The organism is Marinobacter sp. V34, from assembly GCF_055524115.1.
In genome coordinates, this window is the sequence record NZ_JBUPZY010000003.1 from 172217 (window position 1) to 185957 (window position 13741).

Here is a 13741-nt window from a genome sequence, read left to right on the forward strand (position 1 = left end):
AATCAGTCCCCGTCAGCCTGGTTGCTATCACCACGTGTTTCCGAGGAGTGCCTGCTCCCCGAGACAGGCGCGCGCCCCTGCTCAACATCTTCGGCAACGGCCTCATTTGAGGAATCCGAATCGCCGCGATCTTCTGCCTGCTTGCCGTTCGCCGCGACACGCACACCATCAGGCAGGTGAAGCGTGCGAGTCGGAAAGGCAACCTCGGCATCGTGGCTTTCGATGATTTCACTGATCCTCAGCAGTATGTCCTGTTTGATCTCATGGAACCTTACCCATTCGATGGTCTTGGTAAAGGTGTACACCATAATGTCCAGCGACGAGTCGTTAAAGGCCAGGAAGTTCACGATCAGGGTCTCGTCCTGGTCGATATCCTCATGGCTCTCCAGCATCGAACGGATGTCTGCCACGACCTCAGCCATGCCACTGACATCCACGTAGCGGATACCGATGGTTTCAGAGATACGGCGGTTATGCATGCGTGAGGGGTTCTCCACCGCGATGGTGGTAAAGGTGGCATTCGGCACGTAGAGCGGGCGCTTATCAAAGGTACGAATCGTGGTCAGCCGCCAGCCAATGTGCTCGACTACTCCCTCGATGTTTCTGTCGGGAGAGCGAACCCAGTCACCAACCTTGAATGGCCGATCCAGGTGGATGATGAACCCGCCAAAGAAGTTGGCCAGCAAATCCTTGGCGGCAAAACCCACAGCGATACCACCAACACCACCGAAGGCCAGCACCCCGGATATGCTGTAGCCAAGAGATTGCATGGCAATCAATACCGCCGTGATGATAACAACGGTTCGAGACAGCTTGCTCACCGCATTGACCGTGGTGTAGTCCATCGGCTTTTTCATTTTCAGGGGCGAGGCGAGAATCTGCTCCCCCTGCTTGATTAGCCGAAGCAGCGTCCACACCAGCAAAAAGACAAAGCCAATCTGCAAGATGGTCTTATTGACCGAGAAGATTTCAGCTTCCGAGTAGTGGTGGGCGACCTCTGCGGCCCAGAACACACCCTGCAGCCAGACAAACGCCACCACCGGCTTCCTCGCGGCGTGAAGCAAGGCATCATCCCAGAGGTTGTCGGTTTTCTGGAAACGCCGTTCGACAGCGCCCACGATGAAACTCGCAATGTAGGCAACCACGGCGGTGCCGGCCACCAGGGCGAAAACCACGAGCCCTACTCGCCAGTTTTCTGACAGCAGATTCCAGTCCTGAATCCAGGTATTGAGTATGGAAGGTGCTTCTTCGATCATCGTTTCCCTCGGTTTATTGACAACCGCCGGCGCTATCGTATTGTGACCGGCATGCCCGGCCAGGCACGGTCGTACAGGTCAGCAACGTCGGTATTCCTCATGCGTATGCAGCCATGGGAGCGCGGAACGCCCATGGGTTCAGTATCCGGTGTGCCGTGAATGTATATGAACCGGCGAAAACTATCGACCCCGGAGCCACGATTTTTCCCTGACTCAAGTCCGCATAACCAGATGATTCTGGACAGTATCCAGTCACGCTCGGGAGACTGAAGCGCCAACCTTTCGGAATAAACCTCGCCAGTGGGGCGGCGCGCGATAAATACGGTATTCAAGGGAAGACCACCCCCAACCATCGCGCGCACGTAATGCCGCCCTCTGGGTGTGCATCCAGTGCTCTGACGCTCACCGGGACCATTCAGGGCTGTCGAAACGGGATAGGATAGAGGCGTTGATGAGCCGTCGGGAAATAGCGTCAGCGTTTGCGCACTGAGACTGATCTCGATTCCGGGAACAGGCGTGGATACAGGATGTCTTGGCATTCGGTGTCAGGCTCCCGGCGAACAAACCAACCGGAAGCCTAACCGAGAGCGAGCAACTCAGGCAACCGAGGTTTTATGGGCGGGCGGTACCAGCATGGCATCATCGGCCAGCATTCCCGCCGCCAGGAAGGGTACAAGTCGAGCTGCAATTTCCTGAACCGTGGTTTCCACACCAAGCTTGTTCTGCAGAATATCCCGCAGGGCATCACTACTGGACATGGTAAACGCTGTGGCACCAAGCATGAACTGTATGCGCCAGTAGCGGTCCACCGCCGACAATTGTGGTGTCGCTTCCTTGAGCAGCCGCATAAAGCGACTGAACGGCTGACTGTATTCCTGCTCAAGGAATTTCCGAAGATGGCCCTGGGACTGCGTATAGGCCAGCCCAAGCAAGCGCATGAATATGGAAATACCTTTTTCATTGCGCTGGGGCATGCGTACCGCGCTTTCAGTTAGCGCCCACAGAGTCTGGTTCAGTGTTGGCGGTTCGCCGTCGCATTTCGCCTCCAGATCATCGAACGCATCTTCCAGCGTGGCGGAGAATGGCGTCAAGAAGCGAGCGAACACCGCATGGATGAGGGCGTTTTTAGAACCAAAGTGGTAGTTGACAGCAGCGAGATTTACCTTAGCCTTACTGGTAATCATGCGAAGGGAGGTTTCGGAGAACCCCCGCTCGGCGAAGAGCTCTTCCGCTGCATCAAGAATTCGGTCAACCGTATCAGACTGAGCCATTTTATTATCAGTGCCTCTAAGCAAACGTCTGTTTGAAACATACGTTTGAGCAGCAACTATGTCAAGCTCTGTTCTCCGGCTCTGCAGCTACCGATGACCAGCCCCGGTCAATGGCCTGCTGATGACCCTCGAAGAAATCCTGTTGCGCCCGGGCGTAGGCTTTCTCAGCTTCCAGAAGGTAGATCAGATAAAGGCGGATATGCTCCCGCCGGGTCAGATTTCGAGCCAGTACCCGCCGCTCAGACAATGCCAGCAGTTCACTGAATCGGGTCGCTTTCAGAGCCGAGTTAAACTCGGCCATACGAGCGCACTGCCACACCAACCCCTCTTTCCCTTCCAGATGTTCGATGTGCTTACGCGCATCGCGAAGCAGCCTCTGACGGCGGATGACCAGATCCAGATAGGAGGGCCGCGACGTGTAAAGGCGACGAATACCTGGCACTCCCAATAGCAGAATGATGACAAAGGCACCAAAACCACCGCCAGCAATCCACGCGGGCACAAAGCCGGTCATACCGCTTAGAAAAACCACCGCTGCCAACAACGCACCAAACAGCCAGATGTCACGATTGCGCCGGGCTGCAGCAAGTGTGTAGTTATCCGGCCAATCCGGCAGAGCCAACAAGTCGAAATCCAGCAGCAACACACGGTCACACTGGCGCAGCATCAAACGGAGCTTGCGTTGACGCGATTCAGCCAGGGTTTTTTCGATATTCTGGGGATTGTCACCTGTCGACGACTCCTCGCCAGCCTTATCGCTCGCTGGAATTTCGTCAGTCTCAAGCCGATCTGCTGAGGCCGACGCTCCCCGCTCGGGTCGATTGGCAGGAAATTCAGCACCAGTAGCAGCGGCGTCCGACCGCCCCCCATCACCCGGTTCCGGGCGCGGGTCCGCAGGCCGACCTCTACGCAGCAGGGGCTCTCCCCCGCGCGCGGTATCGCTGGTGCTCTGGCGTACGCTTTCGTTCTCTGCCATGGTTGATTGTCCGTCATAAGTCACTGGGCCAATAGCTGCCGTCTGCATCTGCCCATACAGTGTATCGGCAAACCGCTCGAATCCTTGAGTCACAGCGATATACCCGAGACGGTCATGATGGCTTGGCACCGGCCCGCAGGATCGCTATCCTTGCCCCCATCAAGTGTGGCCCTAGACGGCTACAGCCACTAGTAGTCGAGGTTGAGACATGTTTACAGGCATTGTTCAGGGTATTGCTATCGTTGACGAGATTTCCGCCGTGCCCGGTCTGAGCAGCTTCAGCATCCGCTTTCCGGAGGATCAGGCTCACAACGTGACCATTGGTGCCTCAGTGTCCATCGACGGCACGTGCCTGACGGTGACCCGACAGGAAGGCCAGAACCTCTATTTCGATGCCATGCAGGAAACGCTACGCTTGACCACTCTGGGAAAACTGAAGCCGGGGGATCATGTCAATTTCGAACGTGCGGCCCGGATAGGCGACGAAATCGGCGGGCACCTTCTCTCCGGCCATGTGCACACCACGGCTGATATCGTGGCGATCGACCGGCCCGAGAACAACTGCACCATCGAATTCGAGGTTCCGCAGGCATGGGCCCGCTATATTTTTCCCAAGGGCTACATCGCCATCAACGGGGCCAGCCTGACCATTGGCGACGTCACGGAAAATCGCTTCAACGCTCACCTGATCCCCGAGACCCTGCGTGCAACCACCTTTGCCGACATGACAGTCGGTGGCCGCGTTAACATTGAGATTGATAGTCAGACTCAGACCATCGTCGACACCCTGGCACGAATGGGTTATGACCGAGCGCCCTCCTGAACAGAGGCTTCGAACACCACAAATTTCGGATTTGCTTCAAGTTGTCGTACCTGCCCGAAGTATCGCCGAAGACTGCGGTGATAGCCCAGGTGTCGATTCCCCACCAACAACATGCAGCCGCCAGGGGACAGCTGCCGGGCCACCTGGCTGAAGAGTCGAAGGGCGATATGGTCACCAACCACACCGCCTTCGTGAAACGGCGGATTTAACAGCACCAGATCAAAACAGCCAATCGCCTCCGGAATACCATCACTGTGGTAAAAACTCGCGACAGCCTCCGGAAAAGCCGCCAGGACGTTGCGACGCGCGCTGGCAACCGCCTGACTGGAAACGTCCGCAAACACAACCTCAAGTGCAGGACTACGGGCCAGAGCCGTCAGCCCAAGTACACCGTTCCCGCAAGCCAGATCCATTACCCGTGCTCCAGGAGGGAGGTCCGCAATCTTCCGTTCAATGGCTGGCAGCAGCAGCCGCGAACCGATATCCAGTTTTCCTCTGGCGAACACCGTGGGCATACCCAACAGCTCATGTTGAGACGACAACCGGTATCCTCGCCAGAAATCCGGCCACCCCTGCAACGTATGCACACCCCGAGCGGCAACAACCACCCTCGCCTTTTTGCGAGCCGGACAGACTTCCCGGGTGTTGACCAGCTCTCCGAATACGTCAGAGCTGTGCGACGGCAGATGCTTGATCATGCCACCGGCAATCAGCACGCCTTCGGGGGCCAGAACGCCGTTGACCCATCGCAACAAGCACGCCAGGTAGTCCAGTTGCCGGGAAATCCTCATAACCACTAGGTCGAAGGGCCCCTCCGGCGGCTCCAGCCAGTTCTTTGGAACAGGAATAGGCAGATCGGACGGGGCATTAATAACCAGGGACTCGGAAAGGAGACAACTATCCGAAAAGGAAACAGGGGAAAAAGGCGCCAGGCCGAGGGTCAGGGCGCCGAATTGGTCATCAATGATCAACACCCGTGGATGGCTCTGCGGAGTGCAACGCTCAAGAACCTGCTCCAGCAGCTGCTCATCAGCGGCATCCCAGGCCCGAAGGGTATGGCCTCCGCCGGGGCGTCTCAGCAGCAAGCGCCCGCCACTGAATGTTAGAACCTCACTTGTCATTTTAGGCATCCGCATCGTCTTTCAGAAAACTGCGGACATTCTAGGCTGATTACTCTAGAAATTAACCCTACTCTGACAGAACGATTTCAGGTTGCACCGTTTGTTGTGGTAGCAAACCTTCTTGCCCCTCACCCCAGGGGCTTTTTTTTGCCCTGATAAAACAGCTATTTTGGCGTCGCATTGATGCTTTCGATAAACGCTGGCGACAGCACGTCAATGACAGGGCGCTGGCCGCCGCTAAATTCAGGGGCGGGTTGCGCTGGCTCCGAAGCAAGGATGACCGGCTGTTCGGACCAGTGCAGAATATCCAGCTTACCGTCGTGTCGCTCCACCAGTGCCGTGCAGTGCTCTACCCAGTCGCCGTCGTTGCAGTACAGGCCTTCCTGACTGCGAAGGAAGCCAGCGGAATGGATGTGACCACAGATAAAACCGTCATAGTGCCCGCGCTCCGCCGCCGTCAGAGCAGCCAGCTCGAAGCGTCGAATGAATGACCGCGCCTTGCCGATACGGCTTTTAACCCAAGCCGCCAGGGACCAGTATGGCTTTCTGCGTATGCGCCGCCAGGCATTGAACCAGCGGTTCAGCCGCAGCAGAAGGCCGTGAGCCCTATCCCCTACCAGCAGCATCAGCGGGCTGCATCGCACCACCTGATCAAACTGGTCGCCATGGCAGACCACGAATCGGCGACCGTCCGCCGTGGTGTGGATGGCTTTTTGCCTCAGCTCAATGCCTGCCAGCGTCTGGCCACAGAAGTGCCGCAGAAACTCATCGTGATTGCCGGGCACATAAACCACCCGCGTTCCGGAAGCGGCAATGGCTATAAACCGCCTCACGACCGCCTGATGGCTTTCCGGGAAGTGCACCCGCCGCTGCATGGCAATCAGATCGACGATATCCCCGACCAGATACAGGGTCTCGCAGCTGATGTTGTCGAGAAAATCCAGAAGATAGTCCGCCTGGCAATCGGCGGATCCCAGGTGAACATCGGAAATGAAAACGCTCCGGTATTGATGCATCGGTTTCCCCCACCGGCCTGCTCAAGGATTATTCGTACCTTGTCCGATGGCAATGACGGCCGTATGACAATCAGGCGACAATTCAGTGACGGCGGGCGCACCAGACCGTGAAACGCCGATCGCTGGTGATCGCCCTGACCGGCCCGACATGACGACGGATCAGTGTTTCATAGGGAAGAAACGTATTCGCCACCAGGCGTAACTCACCACCAGGCTCCAGATGCTTTGCCACGCCCTGCAGGAACTGCTCAGTCATGGATGTATCGGTGCGAATACCGGTATGGAATGGTGGATTGGTAACAACACTGGCATAGCGGCCTTCAACTCCAGACAAACCGTTGGAAGCATGGATCAAGCCATCCACGCCGGCCTCCCGATAAGTCGCGCGGGCACAGGCAACGGCCTGAGACTGCACGTCCACGCCTTCAACCGGAAAAGTGCCCTGCCCTCTGGCTCGTTGATGCAACTGCAACCAGGTGCCAATAACACCTGCTCCGCAGGCAAAATCCAGCACTGGTCCTTTCTCCAACGGTGAATCGGCGAGGGTTTGCAACAGCATGGCGGTACCGTCATCAAGCTCACCGTCACTGAATATACCGGGCAGACCGGCCACCCTGAATCCAATTCCCGCGCATTCAACCTGATGCCACTGAAGCCAATGTGAAAGATCGAACGCTGGTCGCCTGGGCAGACTATCGGCTTGCCAGACCTGACAGTGACGGGCACTGTCTGCCTTTGACGCTTGAGGTGCAAGCCCCTTCAACTGTTTCACAGCGCCCGAAATACCTTCTTTTTTTTCGCCCACCAGGACCAGTCGAGCGCCCTCGGCCGCCAGCCAAAGCGCCAACTCCAGTCTTACTGACAACTCAGATCGGGCCTTGGGGAGGAACACCACCATGGTGTCGGCGGTTCCCGGTGACAACTCCGAAGCGTCGTAGCCAAAGGCGGCCGTCCAGCCACTGGCAGCCCGCAGTTGTTGGTAATTGCCAAAATGTTCGGAAATCGTCAGTCCCTGGCCCGACAACAGGGGAAGCAACGCTGGGTCAACCACGCCAATAATGGCCAGGCGACCACGCAACAGATTCTGATTCTTGAGCAGGGCTTCGTGGGAGTTAGGCAGTGCAGGCATTGATCAGCGTATCCCGGCGTTCATAACAGGCGGGATACTCTAACCGGAATTGAACTCAGAGTCTTGGCCCTGACGGTCAGAAACCGGCGAATTCCAGCTCCGGCCACTTACTTGTAGCGGGCAACAGTGTTAGCTCGCAAAGCGTCTTCTGGCGACATACTCCAATCTTCCGCCGATTCGGGCTGCGGCGTAGTCTCACCTGTGCGGCGGCGAGCCTGGGTGGATTGCGTCGTTTTACGCTGACTCATGGCACTGAGCGCTTTCTGAACGATCTCTCGCATAGTTAACCTCCTGAGATGTTACGAATTAAGTGTAACAACCCATCAGGAGGTTAACTGTGATGACGCGCCGGGTCAGAAAGTGACGCCTGTCACGAAAAATTGACACAATTTTACATTTTTTGTGTCAGTTTTTATGGCGCCCCGCACGGACCGGGCGTAACACCAGTTCATCAATACTATTTTGCTTGACTGCCTCGTGGTCGGCCTCCGAGCTGATGGACAGCCCCATATCCCGAAGGATGCCGTCGGCCACGTCGTAGACAAATCCGTGCACCGTTAACGCCTGTCCACGACGCCAAGCCTCCTGCACAATGTTGTTTTGACAGACATGACCAACCTGCTCCACCACATTCAACTCACACAGGCGGTCCACGCGGTCTTCATCGGACGGCAAACCATCGAGGATGTCCTGATGTTTATCGCGAACGTCCTGAACGTGCCGAAGCCAATTCGAAATCACGCCAAAGCCCTCGTTGTGCAGGGCCGCTTTAACCCCCCCGCAGCCATAATGACCGACGACGAGGATGTGCTTGACCTTGAGCACGTCGATGGCGAACTGGAGCACCGACAGACAGTTAAAGTCCGTATGCACCACCACGTTGGCCACGTTTCGGTGCACAAACAGCTCACCCGGCATCAAATCAACAATCTGGTTGGCCGGAACCCGACTATCCGCGCAGCCAATCCAGAGGTATTCCGGCGCCTGCTGGTTGGACAGGCGGTTAAAAAACTGAGGATCCTGGTTCTTGATGCCATCGGCCCAGGCCTTGTTTTTGTCCAGCAAATGATCGAGCTGCCCCATCAAACCTCCTCCCACTGATCAACGTTGCCCGAATTGAACGGCAATCGGCGACATAAATCAATCATCAACTGGTCTGAGTCAGGGAGTTATCGTGATGTTCATGCATGGTGGTCTGGGCCAGGTCCAGCAGCTCTCGCAACGCAACGGAGAACATGGCGTACTCCGGTTCACGTACCCCTTTGAGTTCCGTCAGCATGGATTTCCAGCGGCTGATCATGGTGCTGTGCCGCGCCATCCAGCGGTCTACAGCGCTGCTGACATCTCCAGGCTTGTCAGCCAGTTTGAGCACACCGGTGGTCAAGGCCCTCTGTTGCCAGTCCAGGTCCTCACGGAAACTCTCCCTCGCCAGGGCCTGCCAGTGAGACGCTGGCACCAGGGCGGCAATGGCGTTAGCAAACCAGTTCAGATCCAGCTTATCTCCGAGATCATAGTAGAGGTTGGCAACCGTCTTCAGCGGCATACCCGTTGCCTCGCGGGCCTCAATGATACCGAGTGAGGAATACAGGTAGTTGGTGCCTGCCGCCACAGAGGCCAGATCTTCCGGCAAACCTGATCCAACCAGTTCGTCATGGCGTTTTTTCCAATCAGCACAGGCCTGCTCCCCGAGGTAATCCGGCAGGTCGGCCGTGATCTTCCAGACGCTGTCGGCGAAACGCTCCATATGGCTCTGAATACCGAGTTCTGCCCGGCGGTTGCGTAGCAGCCAGCGGACGGCGCGGCGGATCAACCGCATCAGGTCACCCATCAGATCCATCTGAACCTTGGCCGGGATAAAGTAATCCAGGTATTCCACCTTGTCCCACCAGGTGTCCAGCCGAAAGACATCACGAGCGATGATCCAGGCCAGCGCAATCGAAGCCGCATCCGAGCCGGTTGACTGCTTTAGCCTCTCCACAAAGGTGATCCCCATGTGATTGACCATGTCATTGGCGATCTGGGTAGCAATGATTTCACGGCGCAATTGGTGCTCACCCAGCTCTTTGGAGAACTTGCGGGTAAGATCCATGGGGAACACCTTATACATTTCGCCGGCCAGCAAAGGCTCATCCGGCAGACTGCTGTCAATCAGGGTCTGCTTGAGGTCGCCCTTGACGTAGGAAATCAACACGGACAGTTCCGGACGCGTCAATCCCTTCTTGTCCAATTTGCGCTCGGACAGGGTCTCGTCATCGGGAAGGAATTCCAGGCTACGGTTCAGTTTGTCCTCGCCTTCCATGGTGTTCATCAGCCGGCGATATTCTTCGAGCCGGGTAATGGCCCCCACACTGGCAATACTGATGGCCTGGGTCTGCCGATAGTTGTTCTTGAGGACCAGAGCGGCGACATCGTCCGTCATCTCCTCCAGCATGATGTTGCGCTGCTTGTCCGTCAGGTCACCCATGGCAACCGCCTGGTTCAGCAGGATTTTCATGTTGACCTCGTGGTCAGAGCAATCCACACCGCCAGAGTTGTCGATGAAATCGGTATTAAGCCGGCCGCCGCGCAAGGCAAACTCGATACGGCCGAACTGCGTCAGGCCCAGGTTCCCACCTTCGCCCACAATCTTGCAACGAAGCTCGGAGCCATTGATACGAACCGCATCGTTGGCCTTGTCCCCCACGTCACCGTGAGACTCGCCCTGACCCTTGACGTAGGTGCCAATACCACCCACCCAGAGCAGATCCGCCTGGGCTTTCAGGATATGGGTAATCAGCATGTTGGGCGGCACACGGTCGGATTTGATGCCCAGTAGTTTCTTCATCTCCGGGCTGAGTGGAATGGACTTGGCGCTGCGATTGAAGACGCCGCCGCCCTTGGAAATCAGGCTGGTGTCGTAATCGGTCCAGGATGAGCGAGGCAATTCGAACAAGCGCTTACGCTCTATGTAGCTTTTGGCCGCGTCCGGCGCCGGGTCGATAAAAATATGCACATGGTTAAAAGCGGCAACCAACTTAGTCTTTTCCGAGGAAAGCAGGCCGTTACCAAATACGTCTCCCGCCATATCACCGATACCGATGGCGGTGAACTCATCCAGCGCCGGGTTGATGCCCAGCTCACGGAAATGGCGCTCCACGGACACCCAGGCTCCGCGGGCGGTTATGCCCATTTTCTTGTGGTCATAGCCGTTGCTGCCGCCGGAGGCAAAGGCATCCCCCATCCAGAAGCCGTACTCCGCCGCCAGACCATTGGCGATGTCTGAGAAGGTTGCAGTCCCCTTATCCGCAGCCACGACAAGGTAATGGTCATCCTCATCGTGACGGATCACCGAGGCTGGTGGCTGAATACCTGCATCCCCCAGATTGTCGGTAATGTCCAGAAGGCCACGGATGAAGGTCTTATAGGCTTCGATACCCTCGGCCTGGAAGGCCTCGCGATCCGACATGTCCGGAAGGCGTTTGGCCACGAAACCGCCCTTGGCACCGACCGGCACGATGACCGCGTTCTTGACCTGCTGGGCTTTGACCAGCCCGAGGATTTCAGTGCGATAGTCCTCGAACCGGTCGGACCAGCGCAAGCCGCCGCGGGCCACCTTGCCGCCGCGTAGATGCACACCCTCAACCCGTGGTGAGTAGACGAAAATCTCGAACATGGGCATGGGCAGCGGCATATCCGGAATGCATGAAGGGTCGAATTTCACGCTGATATACGGTTTTGTATTGCCATCACCATCAGGCTGGTAATAGTTGGTACGCAGGGTAGCCTGCATCAACTCCAGGAACAGGCGTAGCACCCGGTCTTCACTCAGATTCTCCACTTCGTCAAGGCCAGCATTGAACTCGATCTCAAGCTTCTGCTGCGCAGCTGCGCTTTTGCCCTCGCTCTGATAACGCTCCGGATTGAAGCGCACCTCAAAGAATTCCAGCAATGACCGCGTCAAGTCCACATGATTGACCAAGGTGTTGGAGATAAAGGTCTGACTGTTGGAAAAGCGGATCTGACGCATATAACGGGCATAGGTCCGCAGCAAGGCGATCTCCCGCCAGCTCATGTAGGAGGACAGTAGCAACCGGTTAAAGGCGTCATTCTCGGCATCGCCGTACCACACGCGGCGGAACAGATCCTCGAAAATGGGCCGGATACGGTGAATATCCACGACTTTCCCACTATGTGCCTGCAGAGTGAAGTCATGTATCCATACCGTCTTGCCTTTCCGGTCGCTGACTTCAAAGGGGTGCTCTCCGATCACCCGGAACCCCAGATTGTCGAAAATGGGCATGACATCTGACAGCGGCAACGGCTCATCCGGGTAGAAAAGCTTAAAGTGGAGCGTACTTTCATCCTCTTCCAGAGCCCGATAGAAGCTCATGGTGAGATGCGCTTCCTCTGCCGCGCCGGATATATGCTCAAGATCGATGGCGGCACGCCTGGGCGAAAACATGTCTTTATAACTAGCAGGGAAACCGCCGGAGTATACGCGGAACATCTCGTTACCCTGCTCTTCGCCATAGGCTTCTGTCAGCGCTTCCAACAGGCCATCACGCCAGGATTGCGCCAGCCCGATGACCTTGTCGCGAATCTCGGAAATCGGCAGCTGCCGGTTTTCCACCTGGGGCACCCGTATCGTGAACTGCACCCGCGCCAGAACCGACTCGGAAAAATGCGTCACGAATTCGATATCCTCGGCACCCAGGGTCTCCAACAACACCTGCTCTACCTTCAGGCGCAACTCCGTGTTGTAGATATCCCTGGGGAAGAACGCCAGGCAGGTCACGAACTGGCCATACACGTCTTCCCGCATGAACAGTTCGATACGGCGACGTTCCTGGATGTAGAGAATGCTCTTGGCGATGGACAGCAGTTCTCCGGGCTCTATCTGGAACAGTTCGTCCCGGGGGTACACCGTGAGAATCTGATCCAGCTCCTTACCCGCGTAGTCATCACGCAGGAAGCCCGAACGCCGCATGACCGTCTGGAATTTGCGGCGCAACAGAGGAATCTCATCCGGGCGCTCGTTGTAGACCCGTGAGGTATACAACCCCAGGAAACGGCGCTCGCCGACCACTTCGCCCTTGCTGTTGAACTTCTTGACGGCGATGTAGTCCGGATACGCCGGACGGTGAACCCGCGAACGTTGGGCCGATTTCGCGAAAATGAAGATATCGTCGGTGCGGGTCATTTCATGCCGGGTGCGCTGTGGCAGTTCATTGAGCCGAACGCGATCCGGGCGCTCGTTGTTCACCCGCAGGATACCAAGTTCGGAATTCTCCACACGGCGGACCACCAGTCCGCTCTTGTCCTTGGCGAAATCGTATTCGTCGTAGCCGAGGAAGGTGAAATGGTCCTTGACCAGCCACTCTAGGAACGCCTTCGCCTCTTCCTTTCCCTCCTCGTCAATACCAGCCGTGGTATTATCCAACTCCCGGCTGATTTCATTGACTTTTTCAGTCACAATCGGAAAATCGCTGACCGCTATGCGGACTTCGTGAAGAATGGTCTGCAGCACCTCTTCAAGCGATCTCAGGTCTTCCGGGCTGCTGTGTCGGTCAATCTCCAGCACAATGAACGCCTCGTAGCTGGCATTGGCGGACTTCTTTTTCGGAGGATGCAGTTTTTTCAGTTTGCCGTGAGTGTCCCGCTCCACCTGAAGGATAGAGTGCTGAATGGAGTGGGTACCGATTTCCCGCTGGTTAATGGCAATTCGCAGGGAATCGATCAAGAACGGCATGTTCGGATGGAGAATGAAAATGACAGTGTGGGTTGACTGCCAGCCGTCACTTTCCAGGTCCGGGTTGAACACGGACACAGGGGTTTCCTCGGCGGACCGTTTCTGGAGAAACTGCCAGGCTGCGAGGATAGCCCCATAGGTATCGGAAAATCGTCGACTTATAAGTTCTTCAAGAGGAATGTGAGCATAATGCTGCTTCGCGAATTCACTGATCTTTTTCGCTTCGGTTTTCGCTATTTTTTCAGCGAAAGCTTCGTCCAGCTGTTGGAAAAACTGTTCCTTGCTGGCGATCGTCAGCGCATTCATAGTCGACCTCTGTGAGTGTGAAATAAACGTAATCGGTGTACCGTCACATAAGCATAGTCAAAGCCTTGATTTTTGCCCCACAGATGCGAAAACTGCGGCATCTACTTACGCGAAC

At 56.4% G+C, this 13741-nt stretch carries 11 protein-coding genes; 1 reads left to right on the forward strand and 10 read right to left on the reverse strand.

Annotated elements, in window-relative coordinates:
• Positions 1–2 precede the first annotated feature (2 nt).
• From AC0B60_RS06265 to AC0B60_RS06280, 4 genes are all read right to left on the reverse strand, one after another.
• Complete coding sequence (locus AC0B60_RS06265; protein ID WP_465084907.1) at positions 3–1256, reverse strand: mechanosensitive ion channel family protein; 1254 nt, start codon at positions 1254–1256, stop codon at positions 3–5.
• Between the two features lie 32 nt (positions 1257–1288).
• The gene (locus AC0B60_RS06270; protein WP_465084908.1) at positions 1289–1795 is read right to left on the reverse strand and encodes a L,D-transpeptidase family protein; all 507 of its coding nucleotides are present in this window, start codon (positions 1793–1795) and stop codon (positions 1289–1291) included.
• Between the two features lie 57 nt (positions 1796–1852).
• Complete coding sequence (locus tag AC0B60_RS06275; protein ID WP_465084909.1) at positions 1853–2527, reverse strand: TetR/AcrR family transcriptional regulator; 675 nt, start codon at positions 2525–2527, stop codon at positions 1853–1855.
• Positions 2528–2588: 61 nt separating this feature from the next.
• Positions 2589–3503, reverse strand: coding sequence for a hypothetical protein (locus tag AC0B60_RS06280; RefSeq protein WP_465084910.1), 915 nt, complete (start codon positions 3501–3503; stop codon positions 2589–2591).
• A 208-nt stretch (positions 3504–3711) separates the two neighbouring features.
• On the opposite strand from AC0B60_RS06280, the gene AC0B60_RS06285 reads away from it, so the two are divergent.
• Positions 3712–4326, forward strand: a complete 615-nt coding sequence (locus AC0B60_RS06285; protein WP_465084911.1) for a riboflavin synthase subunit alpha — start codon at positions 3712–3714, stop codon at positions 4324–4326.
• Here AC0B60_RS06285 and AC0B60_RS06290 read toward each other — a convergent pair.
• The 6 genes from AC0B60_RS06290 to AC0B60_RS06315 form a co-directional block, all read right to left on the reverse strand.
• Positions 4305–5447, reverse strand: coding sequence for a class I SAM-dependent methyltransferase (locus AC0B60_RS06290; protein ID WP_465084912.1), 1143 nt, complete (start codon positions 5445–5447; stop codon positions 4305–4307). The genes AC0B60_RS06285 and AC0B60_RS06290 overlap by 22 nt on opposite strands.
• A 164-nt stretch (positions 5448–5611) precedes the next feature.
• Positions 5612–6463 (reverse strand): UDP-2,3-diacylglucosamine diphosphatase, encoded by an 852-nt coding sequence (locus AC0B60_RS06295; protein ID WP_465084913.1) that lies wholly within the window; start codon positions 6461–6463, stop codon positions 5612–5614.
• Positions 6464–6545: 82 nt separating this feature from the next.
• Positions 6546–7592 (reverse strand): methyltransferase, encoded by a 1047-nt coding sequence (locus AC0B60_RS06300; RefSeq protein WP_465084914.1) that lies wholly within the window; start codon positions 7590–7592, stop codon positions 6546–6548.
• Positions 7593–7699: 107 nt separating this feature from the next.
• Positions 7700–7873 carry a hypothetical protein gene (locus AC0B60_RS06305; protein WP_465084915.1) on the reverse strand — a complete coding sequence of 58 codons (174 nt, stop codon included), beginning with the start codon at positions 7871–7873 and terminating at the stop codon, positions 7700–7702.
• A 124-nt stretch (positions 7874–7997) separates the two neighbouring features.
• Positions 7998–8675 carry a carbonate dehydratase gene (gene can, locus AC0B60_RS06310; RefSeq protein ID WP_465084916.1) on the reverse strand — a complete coding sequence of 226 codons (678 nt, stop codon included), beginning with the start codon at positions 8673–8675 and terminating at the stop codon, positions 7998–8000.
• A gap of 64 nt (positions 8676–8739) precedes the next feature.
• A complete protein-coding gene (locus tag AC0B60_RS06315) occupies positions 8740–13626 on the reverse strand; it encodes an NAD-glutamate dehydrogenase (protein WP_465084917.1) in 4887 nt (1628 codons plus the stop codon).
• Between the last annotated feature and the right edge of the window lie 115 nt (positions 13627–13741).

What these genes read in the sequence shown, in the direction of transcription:
- AC0B60_RS06265 (WP_465084907.1), bottom strand. Translation starts at nt 1,256, where the DNA reads ATGATCGAAGAAGCACCTTCCATACTCAATACCTGGATTCAGGACTGG.
- AC0B60_RS06270 (WP_465084908.1), bottom strand. Translation starts at nt 1,795, where the DNA reads ATGCCAAGACATCCTGTATCCACGCCTGTTCCCGGAATCGAGATCAGT.
- AC0B60_RS06275 (WP_465084909.1), bottom strand. Translation starts at nt 2,527, where the DNA reads ATGGCTCAGTCTGATACGGTTGACCGAATTCTTGATGCAGCGGAAGAG.
- AC0B60_RS06280 (WP_465084910.1), bottom strand. Translation starts at nt 3,503, where the DNA reads ATGGCAGAGAACGAAAGCGTACGCCAGAGCACCAGCGATACCGCGCGC.
- AC0B60_RS06285 (WP_465084911.1), top strand. Translation starts at nt 3,712, where the DNA reads ATGTTTACAGGCATTGTTCAGGGTATTGCTATCGTTGACGAGATTTCC.
- AC0B60_RS06290 (WP_465084912.1), bottom strand. Translation starts at nt 5,447, where the DNA reads ATGACAAGTGAGGTTCTAACATTCAGTGGCGGGCGCTTGCTGCTGAGA.
- AC0B60_RS06295 (WP_465084913.1), bottom strand. Translation starts at nt 6,463, where the DNA reads ATGCATCAATACCGGAGCGTTTTCATTTCCGATGTTCACCTGGGATCC.
- AC0B60_RS06300 (WP_465084914.1), bottom strand. Translation starts at nt 7,592, where the DNA reads ATGCCTGCACTGCCTAACTCCCACGAAGCCCTGCTCAAGAATCAGAAT.
- AC0B60_RS06305 (WP_465084915.1), bottom strand. Translation starts at nt 7,873, where the DNA reads ATGCGAGAGATCGTTCAGAAAGCGCTCAGTGCCATGAGTCAGCGTAAA.
- can (WP_465084916.1), bottom strand. Translation starts at nt 8,675, where the DNA reads ATGGGGCAGCTCGATCATTTGCTGGACAAAAACAAGGCCTGGGCCGAT.
- AC0B60_RS06315 (WP_465084917.1), bottom strand. Translation starts at nt 13,626, where the DNA reads ATGAATGCGCTGACGATCGCCAGCAAGGAACAGTTTTTCCAACAGCTG.